The organism is Thiohalorhabdus denitrificans (assembly GCF_001399755.1).
GTDB lineage: Bacteria > Pseudomonadota > Gammaproteobacteria > Thiohalorhabdales > Thiohalorhabdaceae > Thiohalorhabdus > Thiohalorhabdus denitrificans.
Window position 1 is genome coordinate 13,982 of record NZ_LJCP01000006.1, and the last position, 16,674, is coordinate 30,655.

Here is a 16,674-nt window from a genome sequence, read left to right on the forward strand (position 1 = left end):
GCTTAGCCGGTTCCGGGCGCGACCCGGGCCGTGCCCTTCGCGACATACACCAACCGGGGAGGAAGCGCGTGGAGCTCCTGGGACTGCCCGCCTGGCTGTGGTGGCTCGCCGCCGCCGTGGCCCTCGTCCTCATCGACCTGAGCCTGCTGGGAACCCAGTTCATCCTGGTGGCCACCGGCCTGGCGGCGGTGCTGGCCGCGGTGGCGGCAGCCCTCGGCACGGGGGTCACGGCCCAGGTTTGGACCTTCCTGCTCGCCACCCTGGTGCTCGTGCCCCTCATGGTCCGCCTGTTCCGCAAGGAGATGGCCAGCCGGGGCGCCGGCCCGCGGGAGCCGGGCTGGGAGCAGGGGGCGCGGGTCACCGTGGTGGCCCAGGGCGACCGCCTGGTGGCCAAGCTCAAGAGCGACCACTACCCGGTGGTCCTGGACGACGGCAGCGAGCCTCGGGAGGGGGAGACCCTGATCGTGGAGCGCATGGACGGCATCACCCTCGTCACCCACCGCCCGGAAGAAGACTAGAACCGCGGCCCCCGGGCCGCAAAAGGGGAATCCGCATGATCGACATCAGCATCGGCCTGATCGCCGCCCTCGTCATCGGCGTCGGCCTCATCGCCTTCATCGCCAAGGGCCTTTTCATCGTCCAGCAGAGCGAGGCGGTGGTGGTGGAACGCCTGGGCAGCTTCAGCCGCACCCTCGGCCCGGGCATCAACTTCCTGATCCCGGTGCTGGAGCGGGCCCGGCCCATCAAGATCCGCCGCTACGAGAGCACCGGCATCGGCTCCAAGGCCCTCGCCGAGCGGGTGGTGGAGGAGACCAAGATCGACACCCGCGAGACGGTGCTCAACTTCCCCGCCCAGCCGGTGGTGACCAACGACAACGTCTCCATCCAGATCGACGGCGCCCTCTACTTCCAGATCCAGTCGCCCAAGGACGCCGTCTACGAGGTGGAGAACCTGATCCAGGCCGTGGAGGTGCTGGCCAAGACCACCCTGCGCGCCGTGGTGGGCGCCCGCGAGCTGGACACGCTGTTCTCCTCCCGCGACGAGATCAACAACGAGCTGCAGAAGGTGATGGACGACGCCGGCAACAAGTGGGGCGTGAAGGTGAACCGCGTGGAGATCCAGGACATCACCCTCCCCGAGGAGGTGGAGAACGCTATGCGCCAGGTGATGACCGCCGAGCGCAAGCGCCGGGCCACCGTCACCGAGGCCAACGGCTACAAAGAGGCGCAGATCAAGGAGGCCGAGGGCGACAAGGAAGCGGCCATCCAGCGCGCCGAGGGCGAGAAGGGGGCCATCGAGAAGGTGCTCTCCGCCGGCCAGCAGATGCAGAAGGACATCGACCCGCAGATGGTGATCAGCTACCTCATCGCCCAGCGCTACATGGAGAAGCTCCCGGAGATCGCCAAGGACGGCGAGCGGGTGCTGGTGCCCTATGAGGCTACCGGGTTACTGGGGAGTCTGGAGTCTATTCAGGGGTTGTTTCCCGGGAACGGGAAATTTTGACGGAATGAAACCTTTCAAATAAAGAGACATTTTTGGCGTCCGCTTTCTAGATATTCTATCTTTAATAGCTTCTCAAACATAAAGCCAAAAGCCATGCACCTAGATTTTTCTTACAAATTCATACGAACAGCAAGAACAAGAGAGAGTGAATCTTATGTTATATGGAAATTTGACCCAAGCTACCAAGATAGCGTGCGGGCAGGACATATTGATTTACACATAGAAGGTAAAATATACCACGGTAATATAATATTAGAGATAGAATTGGAAGAGGAAGAAGTTGGTATCCTTATCCACCAAATAGACAATACTTGCGTTGGTTGGGACAGGGATGACTTCATAGTTCAAGTATTTTCGGGAAAAGAAATTGGATACTACTCAGATTTCATAACGGAAGAGGAGCGGGGTGAGGAGTATCCCTTACGCAAAGATATTAAACATATCAAAGAAAACATGGACACCTTTTTTGGGAAATTTCAATACACCCGCTCAAAAATTTCAGAGCATGCAGTTGAATCATATTTCTCAGAACTAGGGTTTGAGGCAAAACGCGCCGACAAAGACTTAGATGCACTGAAAGTAGACGTAATAGCAGAATCAAAAGATGAAATAATCTATACCCAAGTAAAATTGGGGCAAATTTCAGAAAAGTCCATGAGGGAGGTAGCACAATCGATTTACAGCCTGCCTCATCCGGATAGTAAGAGGAAATCAGCCGCTTTTGTTGCTAAGCATTTCCCTTATAAATCAGAATTAATACGCGGCAAACTGGAGGAAAAATTTGGGATAAGGATTTTTTGCATAAGCCTCAATCAAATAATTATGGCAACCCCAGAATACAAGCAATCTTTATTTTAAACTTATTGACTTTAAAGGCCCATAGAAGCCATAAAATTTAAATAAAATCGAACACTTAAAAGTAAACACCATGACCCTCTCCGAGCTCAAATACATCATCGCCCTGGCCCGCCACCGCCACTTCGGCCGGGCAGCGGAGGCCGCCTTCGTGGCCCAGCCCACGCTCTCCGTGGCGGTGAAGAAGCTGGAGGAGGAGCTGGGGGTGGCGCTGTTCGAGCGCGGTACCACGGCAGTGACGCCCACCCCGGTGGGCGAGCGGGTGGTGGAGCAGGCGCAGCGGGTGCTGGAGGGGGTGGAGGAGATCGGCGCGCTGGCCTCCGCGGCCCGGGATCCGCTGGGCGAGCCGCTGCGCCTGGGCGCCATCTTCACCGTGGGGCCCTATCTGCTGCCGCACCTGGTGCCCCGCCTCCACGAGGCGGCGCCCGGCATGCCGCTAGTGGTGGAAGAGGGCTACACCGCCGACCTCACCGAGCGTCTCAAGCGCGGCGAGCTGGACGTCATCCTCATCTCCCTGCCCTTCGAGGTGCCTGGACTGGTCACCCGGCCCCTCTATGACGAGCCCTTCACGGTGGTGCTGCCCGCCTCCCACCCCTGGAGCGGGCGTGAAAGCGTGGGCCGCGAGGAGCTGGGGACGGAGACGGTGCTGCTGCTCAACGACGGCCACTGCTTCCGCGACCAGGTGCTCGCCCACTGCCCGGAATGCCGCCCCGAGAGCGGCCAGCCGGCGGGCATGGCCCGCACCGTGGAGAGCAGCTCCCTGGAGACCATCCGCTACATGGTGGCCTCCGGCCTGGGGGTGTCGGTGATGCCGTGCACCGCCGTGGGCGGCGAGCTGTTCAACCAGCGCCTGCTGGCGCAGCGCCGCTTTGCCGCCGAAGCTCCCAGCCGCCGCATCGCCCTGGCCTGGCGGGAGAGCTTTCCCCGGCCCGAGGCCGTGGAGGCGGTAGCGGCGGCGGTGCGCCAATGCCCGCTCACCTGCGCATCCTTCCCCGATAGCTGAATCCTATCTCCTTCATCGCGCTAATTCATTTAACCTATTTCTTGCCGCCGCCTATTCTTTCCCTCGTAGCCGGGCGATGGCCGGAACGGCTTCACGGACCCTGCGATCGAAACTTAATCAGCCCATGAACGAGGGATGGATCATGACCGACAAGCGCGAAGGACAGCGAGTACCCGAGGTCACCTTCAGGACCCGGCAGAACAATGAATGGGCGGAGGTCTCCTCCAAGGACGTCTTCGCCGGCAAGACGGCGGTGGTGTTCGCCCTGCCGGGGGCGTTCACGCCCACCTGCTCGGCCTCCCACGTGCCGCGCTTTAACGAGCTGGCCCCGGTGTTCCGGGAGAACAGCGTGGACGACATCGTCTGCATCTCGGTGAACGACGCCTTCGTCATGAACGCTTGGCAGGCAGACCAGGGCGCCTGGGACATCACCTTCCTGCCCGACGGCAACGGCGAGTTCACCGAGGGCATGGGCATGCTGGTGGACAAGGGCGATCTCGGCTTCGGCAAGCGCTCCTGGCGCTACGCCATGGTGGTCCGTGACGGGGTGGTCGAGAAGATGTTCGTGGAACCGGACGTGCCCGGGGACCCCTACGAGGTCTCCGACGCTGACACGGTGCTCGGCTACCTGAACCCGGAGGCGAAGCAGCCCGAGAAGGTGAGCCTGTTCACCAAGCCCGGCTGCCCCTACTGCGCCCGGGCCAAGAAGGCCCTGGAGGACCACGGGGTGGCCTACGAGGAGCTCGAGGTGGACCAGGGGGTTTCCATGGCCACGGTGCGCGCCGTCAGCGGCGTGGATACGGTGCCGCAGGCCTTCGTCAACGGCGAGCGCATCGGCGGCTCGGAAGCCATTGCCGCCTGGGCGGAGAAGCGCCGGGCCGCCTGAGCATCAGCCTTTCCGGATCGGCCACGCACTCTGGTCCGAAATGGAAGGCTTGTGCCGGGGAGGGAAAAGCCCGATGCCGTTCCTCGGGTACGGGGGTTCAGGCTAGAGTGAAAGTGCCTGGGTATTTCGCCCGGTTTTCCACGGTTCCGCCCGGGATCCCGGCCCCATTCCGGGAGGCCTGCAGTGCAGCGGCAACCCTTCGAAACCCTGCTCAACGACCTACCCTACGCCTTGGTGGGGCTGGACGCCGCGGGCACGCTCAACCTGCTCAACCGGCAGGCGGAGGCCACCATGGGCTACGGGAGCCGGGAGGTGGCCGGCCGGCCCCTGAACCTCCTGTTCCCGGCCGCCACGGAGCCACCCGTTGCCGAGGATGTGCGGGTGCACTGCAAGGACGGCACCGAATTCCTCGCCGAGACGGAGGCCTACGAATTCCCCGCCGCCCCGGCCGGCCTTTTCCTCCTGAAGCTGAACAAGATCCGGCCGGTGGAGCCCGCCCAGCCCCTGGCGAGCATTGCCGGGCTGCCCCAGCCGGACCGCAATCTCTTCTATGCCAACGCCCTGCTGCAGGCCCACCTGGCTACCTCCCCGGACGCCATCGTGGTGGCGGACCGGGATTCCCGGATGCTCGCCTGGAACCAGCAGTTCGTGGCCCTCTGGAGCATCCCTCCGGAGGTCATGGCGCGCGGCGACGGGCGCGCCGCCGTGGCCGCGGTGCTGGACCAGCTCTGTGACCCCGAGGGATTCGTGGCGGAGGTAAACCGCCTCTACGAGCACCTGGACGAATCCGAGCACGGTACCGAGGTCCAGCTCCGGGACGGCCGCATCCTGGAGCGCTATTCCCGCGGCGTGCAGGATGACCGCGGGATCTACTGGGGCCGGGCCTGGTACTACCGCGACGTGACCGCCCGCCGGGAGGCCGAGGAGGCGCTCCGCGAGAGCGAGGCCCGCTTCCGCGCCGTCTTCGAGCGCGCCGCCCTGGGCATCGCCGTGGTGGGTCACGACCACCGGCCGCGCATGGCCAATCCGGCGCTGGAGCGGATGCTGGGCCGGGACCAGGCCACCCTGCGCCGGATGCCCTTCGAGGAATTCACGTATCCCGAGGACGTGGCCAAGGACCGCGCCCTGGCCGAGGAAGTCCTGGCCGGAAAGCGGGACAGTTACCGCATCAACAAGCGCTTCCTCACCCCGGAGGGCGGGGTGGTGTGGGGACGGGTTTCCGTATCGCTCATGCCCGCCACCGAAACCGAGGGGCCGCCCCCCTTGCTGGCCCTGGTGGAGGACGTGGCCGAAATCCACGCCCTGGAAACGGGCCTAGCGCTCATGGCGGAGGTCTTCCGCTCCGCCAACGCGGTAATGGTGACCACCGTGGACGGCACCATCCAGCGGGTGAACGAGGCCTTCACCCGGATCACGGGCTTCACGGCCGAGGAGGTGCTCGGCCACACCAACGCCCTCCTGCGGCCGGAGGGATACGACCCCGCCCTCTACCGGGACATCCAGGCGAGCCTGGACGGTGCCGGGACCTGGGAAGGGGAAATCCTGGGCCGGCGCAAGGACGGCAGCCTCCAGCCCCAATGGGTAACCATCACCGCCATCCACGACGAGGGCGGCCGGGTGGTGCGGTACGTGTTCGTGTTCTCCGACCTCACCATGCGCAAGATGCTGGCCGGCGAGCGCAAGCGCCGGGGCTCGGCCATCGAGGAGCTGGGCCGCCTGCTGGCCCATCAGCTCAACCAGCCCCTGGCGGCGGTCAGTGGCTACGCTGGCGGGGCGCTGTTGCAGCTGGATCAGGGCGGTGCCTCGCCGGAGCTCCTGCACGACGCCCTGGAGCGGATCCAGGAGCAGGCCAAACGGGCCTCCGATGTGGTCAAGGACCTGCGCCACTACTTCCGCGGCGAGTCGCCGGAGCCCTCTCCCACCAACCTCAATTCCCTGCTGCATTCGGTGTTCGCGCTGCTGCCCGTGTCCTCCGAGGCGCATCCCTACCACCTCGCGCTGGACCTAGGGCCGGACCTGCCCCTGGTTCTGGCGGACTCCATAAAGCTTCAGGAATGCCTGCTGAATCTGGTCATCAATGCCGTCGAGGCCGGCCCCGGCCCCGGCTTGGAGGAGGTAGAGGTTACCGTTTCCACCACCCTCCAGGACGGCAGTGTGGAGGTGGCGGTGCACGACCGTGGTCCGGGCATCTCCCCCGGCCTGCGCGAGCAGATCTTCCAGCCCCTGTTCACCACCAAGAGCGGCGGTACCGGCATCGGCCTGCCCATCTGCCAGTCCATCCTCGAGGAGCAGAACGGCCACCTGTGGCTGGAGGCCAATGATCCGGGCCCTGGTGTCACCTTCCGTCTGCGCCTGCCGGCCCTCCCGGCGTAAGCTCCCCCCGGAAACCGCAAGAAACCCTTTGACTCCGTACTCGGGTACAAGGAGTAGGCTTTCGCCCGCCTTGTCCGGCTAAGGCTTTTGCGTCCCCGGAAGGCAGGCCTCACTCCCAGTCGGCACAGGAGGAGCCCATAGGCGAGTGGACACTGGAGATTACCGGCATGACCTGCGCGAGCTGCGCGGAGCACGTGCAGCGGATCCTCAACAGCCTGCCGGGGGTGGCAGCCACCGTGTCGTATCCGGCGGGCACGGCGCACATGAGCGCCCCCTCCGGAGTCGAGGACGCGGCCCTGGTGGCGGCGGTCCGGGAGGCCGGCTACGACGCGCGGCTGGCTCCCGGGGGTCACCGGCTCCCTGCCCCCGGCGAGGCCGCAGGCCTCCACGTCGCCGTCATCGGCGGCGGCTCGGCCGCCTTCGCCGGCGCCATTCGGGCGCAGGACGCGGGCGCGCGGGTAACCCTGATCGAGCGCGGTACCCTGGGCGGGACCTGCGTCAACGTGGGCTGCGTGCCCTCCAAGATGTGAAGGCGCCCGGCGCTGGCCGCCGGGCGCTTTCTCTTTCCGGACCCTTCGTCCCCGTGGATCCGCCCCGTTTTCCGTCCAGAGGCTTTACAGGAGGCGGGCCTCCCACGGCCGGCCCTTCCGCAGCAGCCGGGGCCTCCGCCTCATTCCGCCTGTCGCCGAATTTTGCACATCCCTCGGCACCCCGCCCCTCCCTGCCTCCCCCGCCCATGCAGCAACCTGATTTTCCGTTTTTCCCTTTCCTGGCACGGCTCATGCTTCGGAGGAGGCGAACCCTTTGCTCTCTTTAAAGGAGAGTTGCCATGAGAACCAAGACCCTGTTGGGCGGCATGACCGCGCTGTTCCTTTCGGCCCTGCTGGTCCCAACCACGGCCTCCGCTCTCGCCATCGAGCTGAGTCCCCATAACCAGGGCATCGGCGAGTTCTCCTACGACCAATCCGATAGCACCATCACCATCCAGGAAACCTGGGAGGGGGAAGGTCCGGGGGCCCTGGAGCTCAGTGACCTGGAGGGCGACCGCGATTACACCATCATCAAGGAGATCACCAACAATTCCGGCTCCGACTGGGGATCCCTGGCCAACGAGATCCTGGTCCCCACGGGCGATGGGTCCGAGACGGAAGACCAGGCCTCCTTCGTCCCTGAGGGCTTCAGCCACTCCCACAATACCGACGGAGTGAGCTTCGCCCAGCGCAGCGGCCTCCCCCGGGACTCGGATGCCTTCACGAGCACCGAGGCCGATGAGTTCGGGGAGCGGGACTACCTGGAGTACATGGACGGAATCCTGGGCGACGGGGATACCGCCATGATCCGGTTCGGGCTGCGGGAGAACGGCTACTTCCCGGACGACTCGTTCCTGCTTTCCCAGACCCCCGGGCAGACCTCGGCCCCTTCGCCGATCCCTTCGCCGGCCACTCCCGCCTTGCTCGGACTCGGGCTGCTGGGGCTGGCCTGGCTCCGGGCACGGCAAGCCGGCTGAGCCCCGAACCGGCGGGCCCGTTCCCCAGCGGGCCCGCCGGGGTCATTCGACCGAGCCTCCAGGACCGGACCGCTCCCACGCCGTAGGGAAGACCTGAGCCCGGCCCGGAAACGGGCGGCCCGCCGCCACTCTCCCCTACCGCGGAAGCCGGACTCTTCCCTCGTCGGCTTGCACGAATCCGTATTCAAATATAAAAAAGACCGGACCCGCCCGCCTCCGGGGATTTTTGCGGTACACCCCGCGCTTGGCGGGGCCTGGAGCCGCCGTTCAACCTTGGGCGCAGGGCCTTCCTCGGGGTGGGCCGCCGCCCCGACCGGGATGGATTCGTGCCGAAGAGACGTCCCCACAGCCGCGCCTTTTCGCGTTTGTGCCCCCAGTGCGGACGCCGGCGCCGTTTCACCGATTCCAGCCCACCCTGGATGTGCGCTTCCTGCGGAGCCGAGCTGCCCAGGCGGTCCACCCGGGACGGCCTCTGGGACCGGCTTGCCGCCACCGTTTTGCCCCCCGAGGATTCTCCCGGCGCCCTGGTGCTGGGCGGGCGCACCCTGGTCTGGATGGCCCTGGCCCTGTGGGGACTGCACTTCCTTGCCATGGATCCGGCCACCAATGCCGCGGGCCGGTCATTCCTGCACCACGTCAATCTGACCTTCCACGAGGCCGGGCACGTGCTCTTCCGCCCCTTCGGCCGTTTCCTGACCGTCCTCGGCGGCTCGCTCTTCCAGGTCCTGGTGCCGCTTGTTGTGGCGGCGGCCTTCCTGGTGCGGCGGCATCCCTTCGGCGTGTCGGTGGGCCTGTGGTGGGCGGGCCAGAGCCTGATCGACGTGGCGCCCTACATCCACGACGCCCGTCGGATGACCCTGCCCCTGCTCGGCGGGGGCACCGGGCAGGATCGGCCCGGAAGCCACGACTGGAACAATCTGTTGCGGTGGACGGGTCTGCTCGAATGGGACCACGCCATCGCCATGGCGGCCCACCTCTTGGGCTCGGCCCTGCTCCTGGGGACCCTGCTCTGGGGCGCCTTCGCCCTGTGGCGAGGGTGGCGGGCCCCGGACGGGGCTCGCGGCCCCTACCCTACCTAGACGCAGCCCTCCCCTGGGGATGGCGCCCCGAAGGGCTATACTGGTGGGGTCATGCGTCCTGCCCCGCATGCTCCGCGCCTCAGCGGGCTCCCGGAGCCGGCACCCGCTCGCCACCGAGGAGGTCCCATGGAACCCCCCACCTCGGATCTCGCCGACGCCCTGCTGCCCCTGTTCCCCGACTTCGGCCCGGAGGGCCGGTTCCTGGTGCTGCCCCTGTTCGTGCTGTTGGGGCGGGGCTACCCGGTGGGTACGGCGGAGCTAGCCCGCGAGGCCGGACGGGACGAGGCGGCCGCGCGCCGGCACCTGGCTGGCTGGCGGGGCCTGCGGCGGGACGGGAACGGATCCATCATCGGCTTCGGGGGGCTGGACCTGTTCCCTACCCGCCACCACCTGCGCGTGGGCGAGCGGGACCTGTTCGCCTGGTCCGCCTGGGATACCCTGATCCTGCCGGCCATCCTGGGGGAGGAGGCGTCGGTGGCCAGCCGCTGCCGGACCACCGACGACGACATCCTGCTGCGGGTGGCGCCGGAGGGCGTGCTCGATTGCGAGCCGGAGGACGTGCGCCTGGGGCTCCGGGTTCCTGGAAGGAAGGCACCTGGGGAGAGCCCGCCGGGCGTCGAGGCGGGCTTCCTGGCCGGCCGGGAGGCGGCCGCGGAATGGCGCGCGGCGTATCCGGACGCCCACATTTTCAGCCTCGAGGAAGGCTTCCGGCTGGGGCTGGAGGTGTGGACCCGCCTGCTGGGGGCCGACCTGTTCCCGCGGCAACGGGGGGAACTGGGGCCGTGACGGGCCGGGCTTCCGGGGGGTCTAGAACCGGAAGTAGACGAACAGCCGCCCGTGGTTCTTGGCGTCCTTGTCCACGCGGTGGTAGCGGGCCTTGATGTCGGGGCGCTCCAGGAACTTCAGCACCCGCTTCTTGAGCTGACCGGAGCCCTTGCCGGGGATGATCTCCACGGTCTTGATCCGCTTCTCCTCGGCCTCGTCCATCACCCGGTGCAGCTCCGCCTCGATGGTGCGGCCGCGGTTGTAGATGGGGTGCAGGTCGAGGGTCAGCTTGGCCATGGCCGCTTCCTGCCTAGGCGTGGACCGCCACGTAGATCCCCATGGCCAGCATGGCGAAGATCTGAAGGAAGTAGAGGGCAAAGCGGATCGAGGCCACCACCTCGGTCTGCTCCAGGACAATGTGCCACAGGCTGTGCACGATGCGGGTGGCCAGGATGACGAGCGCCAGGGTGTCGAGGAAGGCGCTCTGCAGGCCGGTGGCCATGATGGCCACCACGATGGCGGCGTAGACGGGCAGGTTCTCCACGCAGTTCATGTGCGCCCGCATGGCCCGGCGGTACCAGCCGCCGCCCTGCTCCTCGTCGGCCCGCCACTCGCGCACCGTGGCCCGGCCCGTGAGGATGCGGCTCCAGCGATACACGCCCACGGTGGCGAACAGAATCAGCAAGGTCCAGCCGGCAAAGCCCAGCAGGACCCAGACCGGAATGCTCATGGAAGCCTCCTCCCCGGTTCATGGTTTTCGGGCAGCCCGCCGGCTCCGGGAAGGCTCCCGCCCTTCTCCCAAGCACGTAGACATGCGGACTACCCACCGTCCATTCGTTCCGGTCCCCTAATCCGGTCCCGGACCGCCTTATTGCTCGTAGCCCGCCTTCACGAACTCCGTCCCGTGACGCAGGACATCCCGCCAGCTCTGCTCCAGGGTGGGGTCAAAGTCCGGATCGAGCCGCCGGACCGCCTCGATCATGGACTCCACCCAGTAGTCGTACAGTTCGGGGCTGATGTCCATGCGCCCCCGGCAATGGGTCTCGCGGATGCGGTTGAGAGCGCTCCGGCCCGTGGCGCTGCCTTCGTAGAAACCGATGACGTTGTTCACCCCCTGGCGGAGGAGACGCTTCTGCTCCTCCCAATCGGTGTCGGTGAACTGGTCGCGGATTCGGGGATCACTGTCCAGCAAGATCCGATAAAAGGTGTCAAAGACGTCGCCCTGGTGGAGGCTGCGCCCCAGGCTCTTCTTCACCCGGTCGACGGGGTTGGTCGGCATCTTGTCGCTCTGCTCCTCTTGCTCCGAACGAATATTCGTTCTGTCCTTCGAAGCCTGGGCATTATGCCTTGTTCTCACTCCGATGCTAAGCCCCCGCTCTGGACAAACGCCTGGCCGGGGACATTTCAGACAATGGCCATGAGGGCACAGAGGCCGTTCGGGCCTACGGGGACCCGGGGCCGCCCCGCAAGGGGCGCTCCCAATCGGGCACCCCGGCGAAGCGCTCGGCGAGGAAATCCACGAACGCGCGTACCTGGGCCGAGAGGTGGCGGGTGCGGGGGTAGACGGCGTGGGCGGCCACCTCGGGCCAGCGGTAGTCGGCGAGGATCGGCACCAGGCGCCCCTCCTCCAGGGCGCCGTGGAGGATGAACAGCGGGCTGTAGAGCACCCCCTGCCCGGCCAGGGCCGCCTCGCGCAGGAAGTCGCCGTTGTTGGCGCGCAGGCGGGGGGTCATGCGCACCCGCCCCGCGCGGCCGCTCGGATCGGTGTAGGGCCACACCTCCGGCTGCTGGCGGTTGGTGTAGACCAGGGCCGGGTGCGCGGCGAGCTGGTCGGGGGTTTCCGGGGTGCCGTTCCGGGCCAGATAGTCCGGGCTGGCGCAGACGATGCCGCGGATGGGGGCGAGGCGCCGGGCCACCAGGCTGGAATCCTCCAGGTCGGCGATGCGGACGGCCACGTCCACCCCTTCTTTCACCAGATCCACCTGGCGGTCGTCGAGGTCCAGGTCGAAGGTCACCTCGGGGTGGCGCTCCTGGAAGGCCTCGATGGCGGGCTGCAGGGGGCCGATGCCGAAGGACAGGGGCGCGGCCACCCGGAGCTCCCCCCGCAGCGCCCCCTGCTCGCTGGACACCGCCTGCTCCGCCTCGGCGAGGTCGGCGAGGATGCGCCGCGCCCGCTCGTAGTAGGCCCGGCCGCTGTCGGTGAGGTGGAGGCGGCGGGTGGTGCGGCGCAGCAGCTCCGCGCCGAGGGCCCGCTCCAGGTCCGCCACCCGCCGGCTGACCACGGACTTGGTCACCCCCAGACGCTCGGCGGCCCCGCTGAAGCTGCCCACCTCCACCACCCGGACGAAGGCCTGCATGGCGTCGAAACGGTCCATTCGTTGCCTCTCATGCAACAGTGTTTTGCGATGTCGGATGTTTATCTTTTATACCAGAACAGCCAGGATCTCTCCCAGCCAAACGGAGGAAGACGGATGCAGTGGCGGAACACGTCGGAGAACTACGGCTGGCTGGCCATCGGCCTGCACTGGCTGATCGCGGTGGGGGTCCTCGGCCTGTTCGGGCTGGGGCTGTGGATGGTGGAGCTGACCTACTACGACGACTGGTACAACCGGGCGCCGGCGCTGCACAAGGGCTTCGGCATCCTGGTGCTCGCCCTCACCCTGGCGCGCCTGCTGTGGCGGTGGGCCAACCCCGCCCCCGTTCCTGAGGGGCGCCCGATGGAACGGCGCCTGGGCCCGATCGTCCACCGCGCCATGCTGGCGCTGCTGGTGGCGGTTCTGATAGCCGGTTACCTGATCTCCACCGCCGAAGGCCGCTCCATCGACGTCTTCGGCTGGTTCCAGGTCCCAGCCACCCTGCACGGGCTGGAGCGCCAGGAGGACATCGCGGGCTGGCTGCACCGCTGGCTGTCCTACGCCCTGATCGCCCTGGTGGCCCTCCACGCGGCCGCCGCCCTCAAGCACCACTTCCTCGACCGGGACCGGACGCTGCTGCGCATGCTCCGGCCCGGCAACCCGGAACGTCCAAACCGCTAGGAGCACCAACCATGAAGAAGACCCTGATCACGGGGCTGTTCGCCCTCGGCTTCGCCATCCCCGGCGCCCAGGCCGCGGAGTACAAGATCGACACCGAAGGCCAGCACGCCTTCATCCAGTTCAAGATCCAGCACCTGGGCTACAGCTGGCTGCACGGCCGGTTCAACGACTTCTCCGGCCACTTCACCTACGACAAAGAGAATCCGGACGCCTCCGAGGTGGTGGTAAACATCGACCCGGCCAGCATCGACTCCAACCACGCCGAGCGCGACAAGCACCTGCGGGACGAGGAATTCCTGCACGTGGACGAGTACCCCGAGGCCAAATTCGAGAGCACCGGCTTCGAGGACCACGGCGACGGCACCGCCACCCTCGAGGGTGAGCTTACCTTGCGGGGCGAGACCAATCCGGTGACCATCGACGTTGAGCACGTGGGCCACGGCGAAGACCCCTGGGGCGGCTACCGCCGCGGCTTCAAGGGCACCACCAAGCTGGCGCTCGAGGACTACGGCATCGACTACGACCTCGGGCCGGACGCCGAGGAGGTCTACCTGACCCTGTCCATCGAGGGCGTTCGGCAGGACGACTAGGAGGATTGCGCCATGGCGGAGCGTACGGTGGTTCAGGTGGTACCGGCGATGGAGGTCTCCGAGGGGGCCGGGGTGCGGATCCTGCGGACCATCGGCACGCCCGCCCGGCGCCACCTCGATCCCTTCCTCATGCTGGACCACTTCGGCAGCGACAACCCGGACGACTACGGCGCGGGCTTTCCCGATCACCCGCACCGGGGCTTCATCACCCTCACCTACATGCTCGACGGCCACATGGCCCACGGCGACAGCATGGGCAATGAGGGGCGGCTGGACCCGGGCGGGGCGCAGTGGATGAAGGCCGCCAGCGGCGTCATCCACTCGGAGATGCCGCGCCAGGAGGCCGGGCTCATGCGCGGCTTCCAGCTGTGGATCAACCTGCCGGCGGCGGAGAAGATGTCGGCGCCGGAGTACCAGGAGATCCGCCCCGAGGCCGTGCCCGAGGTGACCGAGGAAGGGGCGCGCGTCCGGGTGCTGGCCGGGCGCTACGGCGACACCGTCGGCCCGGTGGAGGACCCCAACACCGACGTCAGCTACCTGGACGTGCGGCTGGAGGCGGGGGCCACCTTCACCCACCAGCCCCCTGACGGCCACACCGCCTTCGCCTTCCTGTTCGAGGGCACGGCGCAGGTGGGGGGCCAGGACATCCCCGACACCAGCCTGATCGTGCTCGGGGAAGAAGGGGCCGTCACGGTGAAAGCGGGCCCGGAAGGCGCCAGACTGCTGCTGGTGGCCGGGCGGCCCCTCGGCGAGCCCATCGCCCAGTACGGCCCCTTCGTCATGACCAACCGCGAGGAGCTGGAGCAGGCCTTCCGCGACTACCGGGACGGCCAGCTGGTGCGCGACCGGGCGGCCTTCCGGGAGGTCTGAGGCGCCCTCCCCTGCTGCGCCGTTCTCCAACCGCCGGGGCTACCCCGGCGGTTTTTTTCGCCCGACCCACCCCGGGTACTGTCCGAAGGCCCTTCGGTCTGTCCCAGGCTCCCTTGGCAAGGGGCCGCCCCCGGATTATTGTTTCCTGACAGGGTGTTGAAAGGGGGGCGAACCCCGGTCCTACCCCTCCGGGAGATCGGCGCCGGACGCGGGCACCGCCCCGTGCTTGTCCACCCCCTCCGAACCGGGTTCCTTCCCCCGCCGTACGCTCGACGGAGCCAATGACCAAGACCTACGCGGTGTTGACCGGCGATCTGGTGCGCTCGCGCTCTCTGTCTGGGGAGGCGCTGCAGGCGGCCCACGAGGGTCTGCAGGCTGCCGCCTCGGACCTGTCGGCGGCCCCCTGGGAACCGGCCCCCCTTCCCCTCGGCGCATTGGACATCTTCCGGGGCGACTCCTGGCAGCTCCTGCTCGGGGAGCCCCGCGCGGCGCTTCGGTCCGCGGTCTACCTGCGGGCCTCCCTGCTGGCGCGGGGGGCAGCGGACACCCGCATCGCCATCGGGATCGGCGGAGTGGACCGGGTCGCCGAGGAGCGCGTGTCCCAGTCCGCCGGCGAGGCCTTCCAGCTGTCCGGGGAGGCCCTGGACGCCATGGGGCCGCGCTTCCGGATCGCCCTGAACCCGGCACCCTCCCTGGCGCTTCCTGCCCGGTGGGCGGGGCTTGTAGCCCACTTGTGCGACAGCGTCATGGCCCAGTGGGAGGGCCGGCAGATCGAGATCGCCCGCTTGGCCTGCTTTTTCCCCCAAGCCTCGCACGAGGAGATCGGCGCCCGGCTCTCCCCGCCCATCACGCAGCAAGCGGTCAGCAAGTCCCTACTCAGCTCCGGCTGGTACGGGCTGGCCGAGGCCCTCACGGTGATGGAGTCAGACTCCGGCGTGTAACAACTCCTAAATATTGTATTTAAAAAAACAACCTTTAAAAGTTGTTAATAGAAAAACAACCACGCACGGGGCACCCGGCCCATGACCGAGACCCTTCTGGCCCTGCTCGTCGGCCATTTCGTCGGGGACTTTGTCCTCCAGACCGACCGCATGGTGCGGATCAAGCGCGCCCCCGCGATCCTGGTCCTGCACGTGGTCCTGGTTACGGCGGTGAGCGCCCTGCTGCTGGGCAGCCTAGACGGGTGGGTGCTGGGGATCCTGTTCCTCACCCATCTGGCCATGGACGCGGTGAAGGTCTACCTGCTGCCACCGAGCCTGCCGGCCTTCCTGGCGGATCAGGCCGTGCACCTGGCGGTCATCGTCGCCCTCGCGCTGGCCTTCCCGGCCACGGCGCAAGCCGGCCTCTGGGGGGAGTGGCTGACGGATGCGGAAATGCGGGGCTACGCCCAGGGAATGGCGGGGGCTCTGGGGGTACTGCTGACCCTGCCGGTGGCGGGGGTGGTCATCGGCCTGCTCATGGAGCCCCTGACCCGGGAGCTGGAGGGCGATCAGAGCCCTACTGGGGGCCTGCCCAACGGCGGTCGCTACATCGGCTGGCTGGAGCGGGGGCTGGTGCTGATGCTGTACCTGGGCGGACAAAGCTCGGCCATCGGTTTCGTGCTGGCCACCAAGTCCATCTTGCGCTTCGGCGAGATCAAGGACTCCGAGCACCGCAAGCTGGCCGAGTTCATCCTCATCGGCACCTTCCTGAGCTTCGCCCTGGCCCTGGCGGGCGGGATCCTCACCGAGTGGGCGCTGGGCGCCGTGGCATCCCCCTAGCCCCGCCCCGCCGGGGCCGGTTTCCGGCCCCGGATGGGGGTCGACTCAGCGGTTGTTCACCGCGTAGCGCCCCGGGCCCAGCAGCATCAGCGCCACCGCCGTGAACAGGTACATGCCCTGCAGCTCGATGGCCCAGGCGCCGTTCTGGTTCAGGGCCAGCACCTCGTGGCTGTGGGCCAAACCGATGGCGAAGAGCATGTTCAGGGCGATCAGCCCGGCCCCCACGCGGGCGTACCAGCCCACCAGGAGCAGAATGGGGCCCAGCACCTCGCCAAGGAAGGCCCCGTAGGCCAGCGCCGGGGGAAGACCCGCCTCCCCGACCATACCCTGGATGCCGTCCACCCCGTTGGTCAGTTTGTTGATGCCGTGCAGCAGGATCAGCACGGCCAGCACCACCCGCAGCAGCAGTTTGCCGAGATCGTTCATCATGGTGGGGTTCCATCCTGG

General features: G+C 67.1%; 20 protein-coding genes. 15 read left to right on the forward strand and 5 right to left on the reverse strand.

What is annotated here, in order from left to right; translation table 11 throughout:
* Positions 1-68 precede the first annotated feature (68 nt).
* The 10 genes from AN478_RS01525 (at position 69) to merB (ending at position 9,993) form a co-directional block, all read left to right on the forward strand.
* A complete protein-coding gene (locus AN478_RS01525; protein WP_054964865.1) occupies positions 69-518 on the forward strand; it encodes an NfeD family protein in 450 nt (149 codons plus the stop codon).
* Between the two features lie 35 nt (positions 519-553).
* Positions 554-1,504 (forward strand): SPFH domain-containing protein, encoded by a 951-nt coding sequence (locus AN478_RS01530; protein ID WP_231627307.1) that lies wholly within the window; start codon positions 554-556, stop codon positions 1,502-1,504.
* 93 nt (positions 1,505-1,597) lie between these two features.
* On the forward strand, positions 1,598-2,362 hold the full coding sequence (locus AN478_RS13830) for a hypothetical protein (RefSeq protein ID WP_074471335.1): 765 nt from the start codon (positions 1,598-1,600) through the stop codon (positions 2,360-2,362).
* A 70-nt stretch (positions 2,363-2,432) separates the two neighbouring features.
* The gene (locus AN478_RS01535; RefSeq protein WP_054964866.1) at positions 2,433-3,362 is read left to right on the forward strand and encodes a hydrogen peroxide-inducible genes activator; all 930 of its coding nucleotides are present in this window, start codon (positions 2,433-2,435) and stop codon (positions 3,360-3,362) included.
* A 142-nt stretch (positions 3,363-3,504) separates the two neighbouring features.
* Complete coding sequence (locus tag AN478_RS01540) at positions 3,505-4,248, forward strand: glutathione peroxidase (RefSeq protein ID WP_054965152.1); 744 nt, start codon at positions 3,505-3,507, stop codon at positions 4,246-4,248.
* Positions 4,249-4,431: 183 nt separating this feature from the next.
* Complete coding sequence (locus tag AN478_RS01545; RefSeq protein WP_054964867.1) at positions 4,432-6,621, forward strand: PAS domain S-box protein; 2,190 nt, start codon at positions 4,432-4,434, stop codon at positions 6,619-6,621.
* Between the two features lie 158 nt (positions 6,622-6,779).
* Positions 6,780-7,151, forward strand: coding sequence for an FAD-dependent oxidoreductase (locus AN478_RS01550; protein ID WP_269434437.1), 372 nt, complete (start codon positions 6,780-6,782; stop codon positions 7,149-7,151).
* A 299-nt stretch (positions 7,152-7,450) separates the two neighbouring features.
* The gene (locus AN478_RS01555) at positions 7,451-8,128 is read left to right on the forward strand and encodes a hypothetical protein (protein WP_054964869.1); all 678 of its coding nucleotides are present in this window, start codon (positions 7,451-7,453) and stop codon (positions 8,126-8,128) included.
* 326 nt (positions 8,129-8,454) lie between these two features.
* Entirely contained in the window at positions 8,455-9,207 is a 753-nt protein-coding gene (locus AN478_RS01560) for a zinc ribbon domain-containing protein (protein ID WP_176758751.1), read from the forward strand.
* Between the two features lie 126 nt (positions 9,208-9,333).
* The gene (merB, locus tag AN478_RS01565; RefSeq protein WP_054964871.1) at positions 9,334-9,993 is read left to right on the forward strand and encodes an organomercurial lyase; all 660 of its coding nucleotides are present in this window, start codon (positions 9,334-9,336) and stop codon (positions 9,991-9,993) included.
* Between the two features lie 21 nt (positions 9,994-10,014).
* Here the strand turns inward: merB and AN478_RS01570 are convergent, their stop codons facing one another.
* The 4 genes from AN478_RS01570 to AN478_RS01585 all read right to left on the reverse strand — a co-directional run bounded on the left by AN478_RS01570 (position 10,015) and on the right by AN478_RS01585 (position 12,347).
* The gene (locus AN478_RS01570; protein WP_054964872.1) at positions 10,015-10,269 is read right to left on the reverse strand and encodes a Smr/MutS family protein; all 255 of its coding nucleotides are present in this window, start codon (positions 10,267-10,269) and stop codon (positions 10,015-10,017) included.
* Positions 10,270-10,282: 13 nt separating this feature from the next.
* Entirely contained in the window at positions 10,283-10,702 is a 420-nt protein-coding gene (locus AN478_RS01575; protein WP_054964873.1) for an MAPEG family protein, read from the reverse strand.
* 138 nt (positions 10,703-10,840) lie between these two features.
* The gene (locus tag AN478_RS01580; RefSeq protein ID WP_054964874.1) at positions 10,841-11,251 is read right to left on the reverse strand and encodes a globin; all 411 of its coding nucleotides are present in this window, start codon (positions 11,249-11,251) and stop codon (positions 10,841-10,843) included.
* A gap of 163 nt (positions 11,252-11,414) precedes the next feature.
* Entirely contained in the window at positions 11,415-12,347 is a 933-nt protein-coding gene (locus tag AN478_RS01585) for a LysR family transcriptional regulator (protein WP_054964875.1), read from the reverse strand.
* A gap of 96 nt (positions 12,348-12,443) precedes the next feature.
* On the opposite strand from AN478_RS01585, the gene AN478_RS01590 reads away from it, so the two are divergent.
* The 5 genes from AN478_RS01590 (at position 12,444) to AN478_RS01610 (ending at position 16,227) form a co-directional block, all read left to right on the forward strand.
* Positions 12,444-13,007, forward strand: coding sequence for a cytochrome b (locus AN478_RS01590; RefSeq protein ID WP_054964876.1), 564 nt, complete (start codon positions 12,444-12,446; stop codon positions 13,005-13,007).
* A gap of 11 nt (positions 13,008-13,018) precedes the next feature.
* Positions 13,019-13,597 (forward strand): YceI family protein, encoded by a 579-nt coding sequence (locus tag AN478_RS01595; RefSeq protein ID WP_054964877.1) that lies wholly within the window; start codon positions 13,019-13,021, stop codon positions 13,595-13,597.
* 12 nt (positions 13,598-13,609) lie between these two features.
* On the forward strand, positions 13,610-14,467 hold the full coding sequence (locus AN478_RS01600; RefSeq protein WP_054964878.1) for a pirin family protein: 858 nt from the start codon (positions 13,610-13,612) through the stop codon (positions 14,465-14,467).
* A 281-nt stretch (positions 14,468-14,748) separates the two neighbouring features.
* A complete protein-coding gene (locus AN478_RS01605; protein ID WP_054964879.1) occupies positions 14,749-15,408 on the forward strand; it encodes a hypothetical protein in 660 nt (219 codons plus the stop codon).
* A gap of 81 nt (positions 15,409-15,489) precedes the next feature.
* A complete protein-coding gene (locus AN478_RS01610; RefSeq protein WP_054964880.1) occupies positions 15,490-16,227 on the forward strand; it encodes a DUF3307 domain-containing protein in 738 nt (245 codons plus the stop codon).
* Positions 16,228-16,272: 45 nt separating this feature from the next.
* On the opposite strand, the gene AN478_RS01615 is transcribed toward AN478_RS01610, so the two are convergent.
* Positions 16,273-16,656: a DoxX family protein gene (locus AN478_RS01615; RefSeq protein ID WP_054964881.1), complete on the reverse strand. Its 384-nt coding sequence runs from the start codon at positions 16,654-16,656 to the stop codon at positions 16,273-16,275.
* Positions 16,657-16,674 lie beyond the last annotated feature (18 nt).

Excerpts from the sequence above, each read along its gene's own strand:
- AN478_RS01570 (WP_054964872.1), bottom strand. The coding sequence starts at position 10,269 with ATGGCCAAGCTGACCCTCGACCTGCACCCCATCTACAACCGCGGCCGC.
- AN478_RS01610 (WP_054964880.1), top strand. The coding sequence starts at position 15,490 with ATGACCGAGACCCTTCTGGCCCTGCTCGTCGGCCATTTCGTCGGGGAC.
- AN478_RS01535 (WP_054964866.1), top strand. The coding sequence starts at position 2,433 with ATGACCCTCTCCGAGCTCAAATACATCATCGCCCTGGCCCGCCACCGC.
- AN478_RS01580 (WP_054964874.1), bottom strand. The coding sequence starts at position 11,251 with ATGCCGACCAACCCCGTCGACCGGGTGAAGAAGAGCCTGGGGCGCAGC.
- AN478_RS01575 (WP_054964873.1), bottom strand. The coding sequence starts at position 10,702 with ATGAGCATTCCGGTCTGGGTCCTGCTGGGCTTTGCCGGCTGGACCTTG.
- AN478_RS01540 (WP_054965152.1), top strand. The coding sequence starts at position 3,505 with ATGACCGACAAGCGCGAAGGACAGCGAGTACCCGAGGTCACCTTCAGG.
- AN478_RS13830 (WP_074471335.1), top strand. The coding sequence starts at position 1,598 with ATGCACCTAGATTTTTCTTACAAATTCATACGAACAGCAAGAACAAGA.
- merB (WP_054964871.1), top strand. The coding sequence starts at position 9,334 with ATGGAACCCCCCACCTCGGATCTCGCCGACGCCCTGCTGCCCCTGTTC.
- AN478_RS01555 (WP_054964869.1), top strand. The coding sequence starts at position 7,451 with ATGAGAACCAAGACCCTGTTGGGCGGCATGACCGCGCTGTTCCTTTCG.
- AN478_RS01595 (WP_054964877.1), top strand. The coding sequence starts at position 13,019 with ATGAAGAAGACCCTGATCACGGGGCTGTTCGCCCTCGGCTTCGCCATC.
- AN478_RS01590 (WP_054964876.1), top strand. The coding sequence starts at position 12,444 with ATGCAGTGGCGGAACACGTCGGAGAACTACGGCTGGCTGGCCATCGGC.
- AN478_RS01530 (WP_231627307.1), top strand. The coding sequence starts at position 554 with ATGATCGACATCAGCATCGGCCTGATCGCCGCCCTCGTCATCGGCGTC.
- AN478_RS01615 (WP_054964881.1), bottom strand. The coding sequence starts at position 16,656 with ATGATGAACGATCTCGGCAAACTGCTGCTGCGGGTGGTGCTGGCCGTG.
- AN478_RS01585 (WP_054964875.1), bottom strand. The coding sequence starts at position 12,347 with ATGGACCGTTTCGACGCCATGCAGGCCTTCGTCCGGGTGGTGGAGGTG.
- AN478_RS01605 (WP_054964879.1), top strand. The coding sequence starts at position 14,749 with ATGACCAAGACCTACGCGGTGTTGACCGGCGATCTGGTGCGCTCGCGC.
- AN478_RS01600 (WP_054964878.1), top strand. The coding sequence starts at position 13,610 with ATGGCGGAGCGTACGGTGGTTCAGGTGGTACCGGCGATGGAGGTCTCC.